The organism is Streptomyces sp. NRRL WC-3626, from assembly GCF_000718785.1.
Taxonomy (GTDB): Bacteria; Actinomycetota; Actinomycetes; order Streptomycetales; family Streptomycetaceae; genus Streptomyces; species Streptomyces edwardsiae.
In genome coordinates, this window is record NZ_JOCA01000018.1 from 72,345 (window position 1) to 86,085 (window position 13,741).

General features: G+C 71.7%; 13 protein-coding genes and 1 pseudogene. 9 read left to right on the forward strand and 5 right to left on the reverse strand.

Annotated features, from left to right (window positions below; translation table 11 throughout):
- Positions 1–85 precede the first annotated feature (85 nt).
- The 4 genes and pseudogenes from cobJ to cobC all read left to right on the forward strand — a co-directional run bounded on the left by cobJ (position 86) and on the right by cobC (position 3,949).
- Positions 86–1,768, forward strand: a complete 1,683-nt coding sequence (gene cobJ, locus IF28_RS0124905; RefSeq protein ID WP_030224395.1) for a precorrin-3B C(17)-methyltransferase — start codon at positions 86–88, stop codon at positions 1,766–1,768.
- Positions 1,765–1,845 (forward strand): annotated as a pseudogene (locus IF28_RS40210) (precorrin-8X methylmutase); the annotation flags it as partial. The gene cobJ and the pseudogene IF28_RS40210, both read left to right, overlap by 4 nt.
- A 141-nt stretch (positions 1,846–1,986) precedes the next feature.
- Complete coding sequence (locus tag IF28_RS0124915) at positions 1,987–2,892, forward strand: sirohydrochlorin chelatase (protein ID WP_030224398.1); 906 nt, start codon at positions 1,987–1,989, stop codon at positions 2,890–2,892.
- Positions 2,882–3,949, forward strand: coding sequence for an Rv2231c family pyridoxal phosphate-dependent protein CobC (cobC, locus tag IF28_RS0124920; RefSeq protein ID WP_030224400.1), 1,068 nt, complete (start codon positions 2,882–2,884; stop codon positions 3,947–3,949). The genes IF28_RS0124915 and cobC overlap by 11 nt, the downstream gene beginning before the upstream one ends.
- A 111-nt stretch (positions 3,950–4,060) precedes the next feature.
- Here cobC and IF28_RS0124925 read toward each other — a convergent pair whose 3' ends face one another.
- The 5 genes from IF28_RS0124925 to IF28_RS0124945 form a co-directional block, all read right to left on the reverse strand.
- Positions 4,061–4,954 carry an SCO1860 family LAETG-anchored protein gene (locus IF28_RS0124925; protein ID WP_030224402.1) on the reverse strand — a complete coding sequence of 298 codons (894 nt, stop codon included), beginning with the start codon at positions 4,952–4,954 and terminating at the stop codon, positions 4,061–4,063.
- Positions 4,955–5,076: 122 nt separating this feature from the next.
- Complete coding sequence (locus tag IF28_RS0124930; protein WP_030224404.1) at positions 5,077–6,168, reverse strand: amidohydrolase family protein; 1,092 nt, start codon at positions 6,166–6,168, stop codon at positions 5,077–5,079.
- Between the two features lie 21 nt (positions 6,169–6,189).
- On the reverse strand, positions 6,190–6,987 hold the full coding sequence (locus IF28_RS0124935; RefSeq protein ID WP_030224408.1) for an amino acid ABC transporter ATP-binding protein: 798 nt from the start codon (positions 6,985–6,987) through the stop codon (positions 6,190–6,192).
- Positions 6,984–7,820 (reverse strand): amino acid ABC transporter permease, encoded by an 837-nt coding sequence (locus IF28_RS0124940; RefSeq protein WP_030224410.1) that lies wholly within the window; start codon positions 7,818–7,820, stop codon positions 6,984–6,986. The genes IF28_RS0124935 and IF28_RS0124940 overlap by 4 nt, the downstream gene beginning before the upstream one ends.
- 4 nt (positions 7,821–7,824) lie before the next feature.
- Positions 7,825–8,676 (reverse strand): transporter substrate-binding domain-containing protein, encoded by an 852-nt coding sequence (locus tag IF28_RS0124945; protein WP_030224412.1) that lies wholly within the window; start codon positions 8,674–8,676, stop codon positions 7,825–7,827.
- 186 nt (positions 8,677–8,862) lie between these two features.
- Between IF28_RS0124945 and IF28_RS0124950 the strand changes: the two genes are divergently transcribed.
- From IF28_RS0124950 to thpD, 5 genes are all read left to right on the forward strand, one after another.
- Positions 8,863–9,963, forward strand: coding sequence for a pyridoxal-phosphate-dependent aminotransferase family protein (locus tag IF28_RS0124950; protein WP_030224415.1), 1,101 nt, complete (start codon positions 8,863–8,865; stop codon positions 9,961–9,963).
- Positions 9,964–10,498: 535 nt separating this feature from the next.
- The gene (gene ectA, locus IF28_RS0124955; RefSeq protein WP_030224418.1) at positions 10,499–11,005 is read left to right on the forward strand and encodes a diaminobutyrate acetyltransferase; all 507 of its coding nucleotides are present in this window, start codon (positions 10,499–10,501) and stop codon (positions 11,003–11,005) included.
- Positions 11,006–11,073: 68 nt separating this feature from the next.
- Positions 11,074–12,345: a diaminobutyrate--2-oxoglutarate transaminase gene (ectB, locus tag IF28_RS0124960; protein ID WP_030224421.1), complete on the forward strand. Its 1,272-nt coding sequence runs from the start codon at positions 11,074–11,076 to the stop codon at positions 12,343–12,345.
- Positions 12,346–12,380: 35 nt separating this feature from the next.
- Positions 12,381–12,779 carry an ectoine synthase gene (locus IF28_RS0124965; RefSeq protein ID WP_030224423.1) on the forward strand — a complete coding sequence of 133 codons (399 nt, stop codon included), beginning with the start codon at positions 12,381–12,383 and terminating at the stop codon, positions 12,777–12,779.
- A 3-nt stretch (positions 12,780–12,782) separates the two neighbouring features.
- Complete coding sequence (gene thpD, locus IF28_RS0124970; protein ID WP_199809037.1) at positions 12,783–13,682, forward strand: ectoine hydroxylase; 900 nt, start codon at positions 12,783–12,785, stop codon at positions 13,680–13,682.
- Positions 13,683–13,741 lie beyond the last annotated feature (59 nt).

A 13,741-nucleotide genomic window follows, 5' to 3' on the forward strand; every position in this document is an offset into this window, starting at 1 on the left:
GGGACGTGACCCGGCTGGCGGCCGCCCATCCCGTCTTCCTGCCGCGGGGCGTCCGGCTCCCGGCACACAGAGAAGGAGTCACCCAGTGATCGGCCTCATCTCCGCCACCGCGGCGGGCGCGGTCGCGCGGGACCGGCTGGCGGCCGCGTGGCCGGGTCGTACGCGCGTGTACGAGGGTCCCGTGCCGGACGCCGTACGGGCCGCGTTCGCCGAGTGCGGTCAGCTCGTCTGTTTCCTCGCCACGGGGGCCGTGGTGCGGCTGGTGGCACCGCTGCTCGGTGACAAGGCGAGCGATCCGGGTGTCGTCTGCGTCGACGAGGGCGGGCGGTTCGCCGTGTCGCTGGTCGGCGGGCACGGCGGCGGGGCGAACGAGCTGGCCCGCGCGGTGGGCGAGGTGCTGGGCGCCGAGCCGGTGGTGACGACGGCGACCGACGCGGCCGGCCTGCCGGGTCTGGACACCCTCGGACTGCCGGTGGAGGGGAACGTCGCCGCCGTGTCGCGGGCGCTGCTGGACGGCGAGGCGGTCGCGTTGCGCGCCGAAGTGGCCTGGCCGCTGCCGCCGTTGCCGGTCGCGGACGAGGGCGCGTACACGATCCGGGTCACGGACCGGCTGGTCGAGCCCGGCGAGCGGGAGGCGGTGCTCCGGCCGCCGGCCCTCGTCGTCGGTGTCGGCGCCTCGAAGGGCGCCCCGGCGGACGAGGTACTCGCTCTGGTCGAGGGCGCCCTGCGCGAGGCCGGGCTGTCGGCGGCGTCGGTCGCCGAGCTCGCCACCGTGGACGCCAAGGCCGGGGAGCCCGGCATCGTGGAGGCGGCGCGGCGGCTCGGCGTACCGCTGGTGACGTACTCCGCCGAGGAGTTGGCGCGGGTCGACGTGCCCAATCCGTCCGACGCGCCGCTCGCCGCCGTCGGCACCCCGTCGGTCGCGGAGGCCGCGGCGCTGGTGGGCGGGGGCGAACTGCTCGTGCCGAAGCGGAAGTCGGCGGCGCGGCCCGCGATGGCGACCTGCGCGGTCGTACGGCGGCCGGGGCGCGGGCGGCTCGCGGTGGTCGGACTGGGGCCCGGTGCCCGGGACCTGCTCACCCCGCGCGCGAGGGACGAACTGCGGCGCGCCTCCGTGCTGGTGGGGCTCGACCAGTACGTCGACCAGATCCGCGATCTGCTGCGGCCCGGCACGCGCGTGCTGGAGTCCGGTCTCGGCGCCGAGGAGGAGCGGGCGCGCACGGCCGTCGCCGAGGCCCGGCGCGGGCAGGCGGTCGCGCTCATCGGCAGCGGGGACGCCGGGGTGTACGCGATGGCGTCCCCGGCGCTGGCGGAGGCGTCCGACGACATCGACGTGGTCGGGGTGCCGGGGGTGACGGCGGCGCTGGCGGCCGGGGCGATCCTGGGGGCGCCGCTGGGCCACGACCATGTGTCGATCAGCCTGTCCGACCTGCACACGCCGTGGGAGGTCATCGAGCGGCGCGTACGGGCGGCGGCCGAGGCGGACATCGTGGTGACGTTCTACAACCCGCGCAGCCGGGGCCGTGACTGGCAGTTGCCGAAGGCCCTCGCGATCCTCGCGGAGCACCGGGAGCCGGCGACGCCGGTCGGGGTCGTGCGCAACGCGTCCCGTGCGGACGAGTCGAGCCGGCTGACCACGCTGGCCGCGCTGGACCCGGCGACGGTCGACATGATGACGGTCGTGACCGTGGGCAACACGGCGACCCGCGAGATCGCGGGGCGCATGGTCACCCCGCGTGGCTACCGCTGGCAGGAGGAGACGCCGTGAACCGCGTGGTGCACCCCGTCGAGCGGGAGTCGTTCCGGCGGCTGCGCGCCCGCCTCGGCACCTCGCACGTCCCGCCGCCGGCCCACCGTGTGCCGGCTGGGGGACGCCGTCGCCGGTGACGGCCTGACCCGTTCCGGCGCACGCCGTGCGGCCGGCGTCATCGCGGCCGCCGCGCTCAACGCCCCGCTGTACCACCCGATTTCACCCGAGGAGAACCTGTGACCACCCCGCCCGCGCTGCTCATCGCCGGCCATGGCACCCGTGACGACGCCGGAGCGGAGGCGTTCCGTGACTTCGTGCGGGAGCTGGGGCGCCGCCACCCCGGACTGCCCGTCGCCGGAGGGTTCATCGAGCTGTCCCCGCCGCCCCTGGGTGAGGCCGTCGCCGAACTGGTGGAGCGGGGGGCACGACGGTTCGCCGCCGTGCCGCTGATGCTGGTGTCCGCCGGTCACGCCAAGGGCGACATCCCGGCGGCGCTGGCCCGCGAGAGGGAACGCCACCCCGGGATCACGTACACGTACGGCCGTCCGCTGGGCCCGCACCCCGCGCTGCTGAGCGTGCTGGAGCGGCGGCTGGCCCAGGCGGTCGACCCGTCCTGGGATCCGGCGGGGGTGACGGTGCTCCTGGTGGGGCGCGGGTCGACGGACCCGGACGCCAACGCCGAGGTGTTCAAGGCGGCCCGGCTGCTGTGGGAGGGGCGCGGCTACGCGGGGGTGGAGACGGCGTTCGTGTCGCTGGCCGCGCCGGACGTGCCGGACGGGCTGGAGCGGTGCGCGCGGCTGGGTGCGCGCCGGGTCGTGGTGCTGCCGTACTTCCTGTTCACCGGGATCCTGCCGGACCGGGTGCGGCGGCAGACGGAGGAGTGGGCGGCGGCGCATCCGGAGACCGAGGTGCGGTCGGCGGACGTCATAGGCCCGGAGCCGGAACTGCTGGACCTGGTGTGGGAGCGGTACGTGGAGGCCGTGAAGGGTGATCTCCGGATGAACTGCGACACCTGCGTGTACCGGATCGCGCTGCCGGGGTTCGAGGACAAGGTGGGGCTGGCGCAGCAGCCGCACTTCCACCCCGACGACGACGGTCACCATCATCACGGGCACGGCCACGCGCACTCCCATGCGCACTGAGTCCGGGGGCGGCGGGCACGATCTGCGGCATCACGGGGACGCGGAGGTGCGCGACGACGGGTCCGCGCTGGTCGACCTCGCGGTGAACGTCCGCGCGGACACGCCTCCCGTGTGGCTGCGGGAGCACATCGCCGGGTCGCTGTCCGGGCTCGCCGCCTACCCGGACGGGCGGGCGGCGCGGGCGGCGGTGGCGGCGCGGCACGGGCTGGCGGTGGAGCGGGTACTGCTGACGGCCGGTGCGGCGGAGGCGTTCGTGCTGCTGGCGCGGGCGCTGAAGGTGCGCCGGCCGGTGGTGGTGCACCCGCAGTTCACGGAGCCGGAGGCGGCGCTGCGGGACGCGGGGCATGCGGTGGACCGGGTGCTGCTGCGGGAGGCGGACGGTTTCCGGCTGGACCCGTCGGCGGTGCCGCCGGACGCGGACCTGGTGGTGATCGGTAACCCGACGAATCCGACGTCGGTGCTGCATCCGGCCGGTACGGTCGCCGGGCTCGCCCGGCCGGGGCGGACGCTGGTGGTGGACGAGGCGTTCATGGACGCGGTGCCGGGCGAGCGCGAGGCGCTGGCGGGGCGGACGGATGTGCCCGGGCTCGTCGTGCTGCGGAGTCTCACGAAGACGTGGGGGCTGGCGGGGCTGCGGATCGGGTATGTGCTGGCGGCGGAGTCGACCGTCGCGGAGCTGGAGCGGGCGCAGGCGTTGTGGGCGGTGTCGACGCCGGCGCTGGTGGCGGCGGAGGCGTGTGTGGGGGCGCGGGGGGTTTCGGAGGCGGCTGAGGCGGCACGGCGTATCGCGGCGGACCGTTCGTATCTGGTGGCGGGGCTGGGGGAGTTCGCCGGGCACGGGCTGCGGGTCGTGGAACCCGCCGAGGGGCCCTTCGTTCTGGTTCGGTTGGAGCGGGCTGCGGTGGTGCGGCGGCGGTTGCGGGCGCTCGGTTACGCGGTGCGGCGTGGGGACACGTTTCCGGGACTGGGTGAGGAGTGGTTGCGGGTCGCGGTGCGGGACCGGGGGACGGTGGACGGGTTTCTGGGGGCGCTCGGGCGTGCGCTGGGCACGGAGTGATGTCGCCCCCGCCGCCCCTTCCCGTCCCGAACCTGGGGCTCCGCCCCAGACCCCGCTCCTCAAACGCCGGAGGGGCTGAAACTCAGCCCCTCCGGCGTTTGAGGAAATCCCCTACCCCACCCGCCGCCGCGCCAGTGCCACCGCTCCGCCCCCCGCCGCCAGGAGGGCGACCGCGCCGGCCGCGACGTACGGGGTCGTCGACGAACTCCCCGTCTCCGCCAGGTCCGCCTCCGCCCGCACCCCCTGCGGCTCAGCCCCGGCCGCGACCGCCGGAGCCGAGCACCGGGCCTCCGCCACCGTCACTGTCCCCTCGACCTCGGCCACGTTCAGCTTCAACGGGTTGACGGACACGTCGAGCCGCAGCGCCGTCGCCGCAGCCGACTCCGACGTCGTCTTCGTCCCGGACAGGTTCAGCCGGACGGACCCCACCCCCGGCACCTCGACATCCGTCGGCCCCCCGGACGTCAGCCGCACCCGCTTCCCCAGCACCGTCACCGCCGCCGGCAGCGTCACGGAGGCTTTCGGCGTCTCCCCCGCCACGCACACCGCCTTCGAGCTCACCGTCTCGAGCTCGACGACCGACAGCAGCGGCAGCCCCGGGACATGGAGCCGGGCGGCGGCCAGGTGGGCGGACGCCTCCGCCCGCCCGTCCCGCACCGTGGAGGCCGCGTCGGCCGCCTCCGCCCGCAGCACGCTGAACGGCTTGCCGCCGTCGACGCCGTCGAGGGTGGCGGTCAGCGCCGTCTCGCGTGCGCTCTGCGGGGCGGAGACCTCGTTGAGGGAGACGGTGAGCGGCGCGTGGACGGTTCTGTTGAGCAGGGACACGTCCAGCCCGGTACGCAGGACGGCGGCGCTCGCGCTGCCGGGGTCGCCCTCGGTGGCATGGGCGGCGGTGGAGCCCGTGCCGGACAGGGCGGCGAGGACGGCGGCCGCGGCGACGGCGGACCAACGGCGTGCGGGCGTACGGAAGCTGGTGTTCACGGTGGCGGGACCCCCATGGGACATTACTGGGACCCGCAAAGAATGTCCGTATGTACGACGAACCGTCAGCGATCCGCCACCTCTTCACTCCTTCGAGTCGATATGGCGGATGCGTTCGAATCAGGAGGTACGGCTGTTCCCTGCCGTCACCCGACCACGCGCCCGTTCAGTACCACCCGGCGCGGATCGGCGAGTACACGGAGGTCCGCGCGCGGGTCGGAGCCGTAGACCACCAGGTCGGCCGGGGCGCCCTCCTCCAGGCCCGGGCGGCCGAGCCACTTCCTGGCGGCCCAGGTACCGGCGGCCAGTGCCTCGACGGGCGGGATGCCGGCCTTGGCCAGTTCGGCGACCTCCTCGCCCGCCAGGCCGTGCGGGAGCGTCCCGCCGGCGTCCGTGCCGACGAAGACGGGGATGCCGGCGTCGTAGGCGGAGCGCACGGTGTCGTAGCGGCGTTCGTGGAGCCGGCGCATATGGGCCGACCAGCGCGGGAACCTGGACTCGCCGCCGTCGGCGAGGGCGGGGAAGGTGGCGATGTTGACGAGGGTGGGGACGATCGCGACGCCCCGTTCGGCGAACAGCGGGATGGTGTCGTCGGTGAGACCCGTCGCGTGCTCGACGCAGTCGATGCCGGCCTCCACCAGGTCCCGCAGCGAGTCCTCGGCGAAGCAGTGCGCGGTGACGCGGGCGCCCAGCCGGTGCGCCTCGGCGATCGCGGCCCGCACGGCGCCGCGCGGCCAGCAGGCCGACAGATCGCCCAGATCGCGGTCGATCCAGTCGCCCACCAGTTTCACCCAGCCGTCGCCGCGCCGGGCCTCCTGGGCGACGTACGCGACAAGGTCGTCCGGCTCGACCTCCCAGGCGTAGCCGCGGATGTAGCGGCGGGTGCGGGCGATGTGCCGGCCCGCCCGGATGATCTTCGGGAGGTCGTCGCGGGAGTCGATCCAGCGGGTGTCGGAGGGCGAGCCGGCGTCACGCAGCAGCAGGGCGCCGGCCTCCCGGTCGGCGAGCGCCTGCTTCTCGGCGACGTCCTCGGGGACGGCGCCGTGCCGGTCGAGGCCCACATGGCAGTGGGCGTCGACCAGACCGGGCAGTGCCCAGCCGTCGACGGTACGGATGTCGCGGGCGCCGGCGGGACGGTCGTAGGCGATCCGGCCGTCGACCACCCACAGTTCGTCGCGGACCTCGTCCGGGCCGACGAGGATCCGCCCCTTCACGTGCAGCACCGCGCGTTCGCTCATACCCGGCACCCTAATGACCCGCTACTCGGACTTGCCCACCTGGTCCGAGGTCTCCTCCTCCACGTTCGCCATGGCGGGGTCGAGGAGACGGGAGAGGAAGTGGCGGGTGCGGTCGTGGCGTGGGTCGCCGATGACCTGTGCGGGGGTGCCGTCCTCGACGACGACCCCGCCGTCCATGAAGACGACCCGGTCGGCGACCTCGCGGGCGAACGTCATCTCGTGGGTGACGACCATCATCGTCATGCCCTCGTCGGCCAGCATGCGCATGACGGCCAGGACGTCACCGACCAGTTCGGGGTCGAGCGCCGAGGTCGGCTCGTCGAACAGCATCACCTCGGGGCCCATGGCCAGCGCGCGGGCGATGGCGACGCGCTGCTGCTGGCCGCCGGAGAGGGAGGACGGGTAGGCGTCCGCCTTCTCGGCGAGGCCCACGCGCCGGAGGTTCTCGGCGGCCACCTTCGCCGCCTCGGACTTGCCCCGGCGCAGCACCCTGCGCTGCGGCAGGGTGAGGTTCTCGGTCACGGTGAGGTGCGGGAACAGGTTGAACTGCTGGAAGACCATGCCGATACGGCGGCGTACGGCGTCGATGTCGACGTCGGGGTCGGTGAGTTCCGTGCCGCCGACGAACACCTGCCCCTTCGTGGGTTCCTCCAGCAGGTTCACGCACCGCAGCAGGGTCGACTTGCCGGAGCCGGACGGGCCGATGACGCAGACGACCTCGCCCTGGCCGATCTCCAGGTCGATGCCGCGCAGCACATGGTTGTCGCCGAAGGACTTGTGCAGTCCGCTGACGTGGATCTCGGATCGGCTCGGGCTCATTTCACGGCCTCCTGGGCCTTGGCCTCCATCCGGCGCACGACGAGGCCGAGCGGGATGGTGATCAGCAGGTAGCACAGGCCGGCCACCAGGATGGGCGTGGAGTTGGCGGTCTGGCTGGCCAGGTCACGGCCGTACTTGGACAGTTCGCGCTCCTCCAGGGTGACGCCGAGGAACAGCACCAGCGAGGAATCCTTGAAGAGCAGGACGAGTTCGTTGGTGAGCGGGGGGAGGATGATGCGGAACGCCTGCGGGATGATGATGGAGACCATGGCGCGGGCGGGCGAGAAGCCCAGCGAACGGGCCGCCTCCATCTGTCCCTTGGGTACGGCCTGGATGCCGGCCCGGATCGTCTCGGCCATGTAGGCGGCCGCCACCAGGCCGAGCGCGAGGGCGACCTTGCCGTAGGTACCGCCGATGATCTCCGTGCCGGGGAAGGCGAGGGGCACGGCGACGCCGATGAAGATGAAGATCAGCAGGGCCGGCAGGCCGCGGAAGATCTCGATGTAGATGCCGGCCAGCCAGCGGTAGGGGCCGACCGACGACAGCCGCATCAGAGCGATCAGCATGCCGAGGGCGAGCCCGACGGCGAAGCCGGTGACCGTGTAGAGCACGGTGTTCTTCAGCGCCAGCGTGATGACGTCCGGGAACATCCGCTCGGCGATGTCGGCCTGCGCGAACTGGTTCTTCAGCCTGCCCCAGTCGGCCGCGACCGCGAAGGCGATCACGGCCGCGACGAAGACGACGTACTGGACGCCGCGCGACAGACGGCGCTTCTGCCGCCGGGTCAGGCCCTTCTTCTTCGGCTGGAGGTCGAGCTTCTCCGTGTCGGCCATGGGATCAGGACGCGGCCGGCGAGGCGGCGGACTCGTCGTACGGGCCGATCCACTTCTCGTAGAGCTCCTTGTACGTGCCGTCGGCCTTGGCGTCCGCGAGGGCCTTGTCGACGGCCTCGCGCAGCTTGGTGTTGCCCTTCTTCACCGTGAAGCCGTACTCCTCGCCGGTGTCGATCTGCTCGGCGACCTCGAAGGCGTCGGCGTTGGCCTTGTCCTTCAGCCAGCCCTGGACGACCGGGTAGTCGATGACGACGGCCTTGACCTGGCCGGTGCGCAGTCCGTTGAGGACGGCGTCGGAGGACTCGAAGGAGACCGGGTCGAAGCCCTGGCCCTTGACGTAGTCCTCGCCGGTGGTCTGCGCCTGCGCGCCGAGCTTGACGTTCTTCGACTTCACGTCGGCGAGGGAGCCGACGCCGCTGCCCTTGGCGACGAGGACGGCCTGGGTGGCGTTGAAGTACGGGTCGGAGAAGTCGACGTTCTTCTTCCGCTCGTCGGTGATGGTCATACCGGCCGCGGCCAGGTCGCACTCGCCGGAGTTGAGGAAGGCACCCGTCTTGAAGTTCTCGAAGGGGGTGTCGAGGATCTCCTGCTTCACGCCCAGCTCGTCGGCGACCAGGTCGATGAGCGCGACGTCGAAGCCCTGCACCTTGCCGTCGATCTCCGACTGGAACGGCGGGTACGGAAGGTGGGTGCAGGTGGTGAGCTGTCCCGCCTTGACGAGCTCGACTCCGCCGGCGGCGGTCTTGGAGCCGCTGCCTCCGTCGTCGCTGGAGGTGCAGGCGGACAGGAGGACCAGCCCGGCCGTCGCGGTGGTGGCGGCCAGAACACGGGTCCGGCGGCCGAGGAGCGTTGTCACGGGAGCCTCCTGTCAGGGAACTTTGCGTTCCGATTATAAGGAGAGGTTTGAGGCTCTCAAACCAATCCGATGGTCGCGGAGCGATCCGGCCTGAGAAACCTGCGGTCGGACCGCGCCACGGGCGAAGGTCTACCCTCGATCACGTCGTACGTACCCGCACCGCCGCGAAGTGAAGAGAGCACCGCCGTGACCCATCCCTTTCTCGATCTGCCCCCGCTGAGCGCCGCGCACTTCGCGTCGGTCGAGGACGGGGTGGCACGGCTGCTGCGTACGGAGCAGGACGTCGTGATCATGCAGGGTGAGGCGCTGCTGCCGCTGGAGGGCGCGATCCGCGCGACGGCCGGCCCCGGCACGACGGCACTGAACGTCATCACCGGCCCCTACGGGCAGACCTTTGGCGACTGGCTGCGGGACTGCGGTGCCACCGTGATCGATCTGGCGGTTCCGTTCCATACGGCGGTGACGGCCGGGCAGGTCCGGGAGGCGTTCGCCGAGCATCCGGAGATCGACTTCGTGTCGCTGGTCCACGCGGAGGCGGCGACCGGGAACACCAACCCGGTCGCGGAGATCGGCGAGGTGGTGCGGGCGCACGGGGCGCTGTTCTATCTGGACGCGGTGGCGTCGATCGGGGCGGAGCCGGTGCTGCCGGACGCGTGGGGCGTGGACCTGTGCGTGATCGGGGCGCAGAAGGCGATGGGCGGTCCGGCCGGGGTGTCGGCGGTGTCGGTGAGCGAGCGGGCGTGGGCACGGATGGCGGCGAACCCGCTGGCGCCGCGGCGATCGTATCTGTCGCTGCTGGACTGGAAGGAGCGCTGGATCGACGGCGGGCGGAAGGTGCTGCTCCACGCTCCGGCGCAGTTGGAGATGCTGGCGCTTCAGGCGTGTGTGGAGCGGATCGCGGCGGTGGGGCTCGACGCGGTGATGGCGCGGCACGCGGCCGCCGCGGCTGCCACGCGGGCGGGGGCGCTGGCGTTGGGCGGGGGGCTCGAGCCGTATGTGCGGGACGCGGCGGAGGCGGCGCCGGTCGCCACGACTCTGCGGGTGCCGTCCGGCACGGTGGCGGCGGAGTTGGTGGCCCGCGCGCTGGCCGCCGATCCGGCGCTTCCGCTGGCCGCGGGTGGGGGTGCTCTCGCCAAGGAGATGATCCGGGTCAACCACTATGGTTCCGAGGCGGCGCCGGGGGCGGTGCGGGCGAGTCTGGCGGCGCTGGGGGCGGCGCTCGGTGAGCAGGGGCCGGGCGTGGACGTGGAGGCCGCCCTGCGAGCCGCGGACACGGCCTGGATCTGATTCCTTCTTCGCCCCGCCACCCCTTCCCGTCCCCTCCCTGGGGCTGCGCCCCAGACCCCTGTCGGCCCTTCGGGCCTCGTCCTCGAACGCCGGACGGGCTGAAGACAGCCCCTCCGGCGTTCGAGGAGCGGGGGTCCGGGGGCGGCGCCCCCGGTTCGGGACGGGAAGGGGCGGCGGGGGCGTATCCACGACATGGCCGGCCCATGAATTCCCCGGGATTATCGAAATCCCTCCCCAGGTATTACCGGACCTATTTCACGATTAGCTTTCCGAGCAGCTTCCCGTCTTCTTCTGCCCGGTTTCCCCGGACCTAAACGACACGATCTCGCGAGCATTCCGGACGCCGTCACGGGAGTTACACAGTTGTGACCGGTTCCACATCGCGTCCGGTTTGCGGCCTATATACCGGGACAAACGGGGCATCTCGCCGAGTTTCCGCGCGGTCCCACCCGCCCGCGCGATAACATAGATCAAGCCCGCACGTAACCCCGACAGACGATGCAATTTTGAATTTACCTCGGTAAGTTCAATTCGCATGACTGCCGCACAAGCAGACCTGCAAATCGACCGCCCCACCGTGGCGGACGGAGCCGCGCTGTGGCGGATAGCAAGGGACTCGAAGGTCCTCGACCTGAACTCGTCGTACAGCTATCTGCTGTGGTGCCGCGACTTCGCCGCCACCTCGGCCGTGGCCCGCGACGAACGCGGGGAACCGGTCGGATTCGTCAGCGGATATCTGCGGCCCGACAGCCCCCGCACCCTGCTCGTCTGGCAGGTCGCGGTCGACGCGTCGCACCGCGGCCGCGGTCTCGCCGCCGCGATGCTCGACGGACTCGCCGCCAGGACCGCGAAGGAGCACGCGGTGGACACCGTGGAGACCACCATCGCCCCCGGCAACACCGCGTCCGAGCGTCTGTTCACCGCGTTCGCGGAGCGTCACGGCGCCCTGCTGGAGCGCGAGGTGCTCTTCGACGCCGGCCAGTTCCCCGACGGGCCGCACGACCCCGAGGTGCTGTACCGCATCGGGCCGCTCACGCGCTGACCGCGCGGCCCGCCCCCGACTTTTTCCGACTTCCTCCGACCTCCCACGCCACCGAGGAGCGATTCGTCGTGACCATCACCCAGCCCGACCTCAGTGTCTTCGAGACCCTCGAGTCCGAGGTCCGCAGCTACTGCCGCGGCTGGCCCGCCGTCTTCGACCGTGCGCACGGCAGCCGCATGTACGACGAGGACGGCCATGAGTACCTCGACTTCTTCGCCGGAGCGGGCTCACTCAACTACGGGCACAACAACCCCGTGCTGAAACGCGCGCTCATCGACTACCTGGAGCGGGACGGCGTCACCCACGGCCTCGACATGTCGACGACGGCCAAGCGCGCCTTCCTGGAGTCCTTCCAGAACTGGATCCTGCGCCCGCGCGACCTGCCGTACAAGGTCATGTTCCCGGGCCCGACCGGCACCAACGCCGTGGAGTCCGCGCTGAAGCTGGCCCGGAAGGTGAAGGGGCGCGAGGCGATCGTGTCGTTCACCAACGCCTTCCACGGCATGTCGCTGGGCTCGCTCGCCGTCACCGGCAACGCGTTCAAGCGGGCCGGCGCCGGCATCCCGCTGGTGCACGGCACGCCGATGCCGTTCGACAACTACTTCGACGGCCAGGTCCCGGACTTCCTCTGGTTCGAGCGGCTGCTCGAGGACCAGGGGTCCGGGCTCAACAAGCCCGCCGCCGTGATCGTCGAGACGGTGCAGGGCGAGGGCGGCATCAACGTCGCCCGGCCCGAGTGGCTGCGCGCCCTGGCCGAGCTGTGCGAACGCCAGGACATGCTGCTGATCGTCGACGACATCCAGATGGGCTGCGGCCGTACCGGCGCCTTCTTCTCCTTCGAGGAGGCCGGCATCACGCCGGACATCGTCACCGTCTCCAAGTCGATCAGCGGCTACGGGCTGCCCATGGCACTGACCCTGTTCAAGCCCGAGCTGGACGTCTGGGAGCCGGGCGAGCACAACGGCACCTTCCGCGGCAACAACCCGGCCTTCGTCACCGCCACCGCGACGCTGGAGGCGTACTGGGCCGACGGCTCGGCGATGGAGAAGCAGACCCGCTCGCGCGGCGAGCAGGTCGAGCAGGCGCTGATCGCCATCACCGAGGAGAACCTCGCCGACGTCAAGGAGTACCGCGGCCGCGGCCTGGTGTGGGGCATCGAGTTCCACGACAAGGAGCGCGCGGGCCGTATCGCCAAGCGGGCCTTCGAGCTGGGGCTGCTGATCGAGACGTCCGGTCCCGAGAGCGAGGTCGTCAAGCTGCTGCCGGCCCTGACCATCACCCCGGACGAGCTGGACGAGGGTCTCACCACCCTCGCCCGCGCCGTCCGGGAAACCGCCTGAAACCCGTAACCGAGCCGAGGAGGCATCGCAACACCGTGATCGTCCGTTCGTTCAAGGAGCTCGAAGGCACCGACCGGCACGTGAAATCGGCGTCCGGCACCTGGGAGAGCAAGCGCATCGTCCTCGCCAAGGAGAAGGTCGGCTTCTCCGTGCACGAGACGATCCTGTACGCGGGTACCGAGACGAACATGTGGTACGCGAACCACATCGAGGCCGTCGTCTGCACCAAGGGCGATGCCGAGCTGACCGACCGCGAGACCGGGCAGACCTACCACATCACGCCCGGGACCATGTACCTCCTGAACGGCCATGAGCGGCACACGCTCAAGGTCAAGGAGGACTTCCACTGCATCTGCGTGTTCAACCCGCCCGTGACCGGACGGGAGGACCACGACGAGAACGGCGTCTATCCGCTGCTCACCGAGGAGGTGTGAGTCATCGTGACCACGACCACGAACGTCACCGATCTCTATCCGACCCGCGGCGCCACCGAGGTGGCGACTCCCCGGCAGGACCCGGTCGTCTGGGGCTCCCCGGACACCCCCGGTCCCGTCCCGGCCGGTGACCTCCAGGCCCTGGAGCGCGACGGCTTCCTCGCCATCGACCAGCTCATCGGAGCGGACGAGGTGGGCGAGTACCAGCGCGAGCTGGAGCGGCTGACCTCCGACCCGGCGATCCGCGCGGACGAGCGGTCGATCGTGGAGCCGCAGTCCAAGGAGATCCGGTCGGTCTTCGAGGTGCACCGGATCAGCGAGGTGTTCGCGAGGCTGGTGCGCGACGAGCGGGTGGTCGGGCGCGCCCGGCAGATCCTCGGCTCGGACGTCTATGTCCACCAGTCGCGGATCAACGTCAAGCCGGGCTTCGGCGCCCGCGGTTTCTACTGGCACTCGGACTTCGAGACCTGGCACGCCGAGGACGGTCTGCCGAACATGCGCACGATCTCGGTCTCGATCGCGCTCACCGAGAACTACGACACCAACGGCGGTCTCATGATCATGCCGGGGTCGCACAAGACGTTCCTCGGATGCGCGGGGGCCACGCCGAAGGACAACTACAAGAAGTCCCTGCAGATGCAGGACGCGGGGACGCCGTCCGACGAGGCGCTGACGAGGATGGCGTCGGAGTACGGCATCAAGCTGTTCACCGGCAAGGCCGGCTCGGCGACGTGGTTCGACTGCAACGCCATGCACGGCTCCGGGGACAACATCACGCCGTTCCCGCGCAGCAATGTGTTCATCGTCTTCAACAGCGTCGAGAACACGGCGGTCGAGCCGTTCGCGGCACCGATCCGGCGGCCCGAGTTCATCGGGGCCCGGGACTTCACGCCCGTGAGGTAGCGGCGTCGTGACAGACCGCGGGCCGGGCCTCCTCGTGTGGGACAAGGAGGCACCGGCCC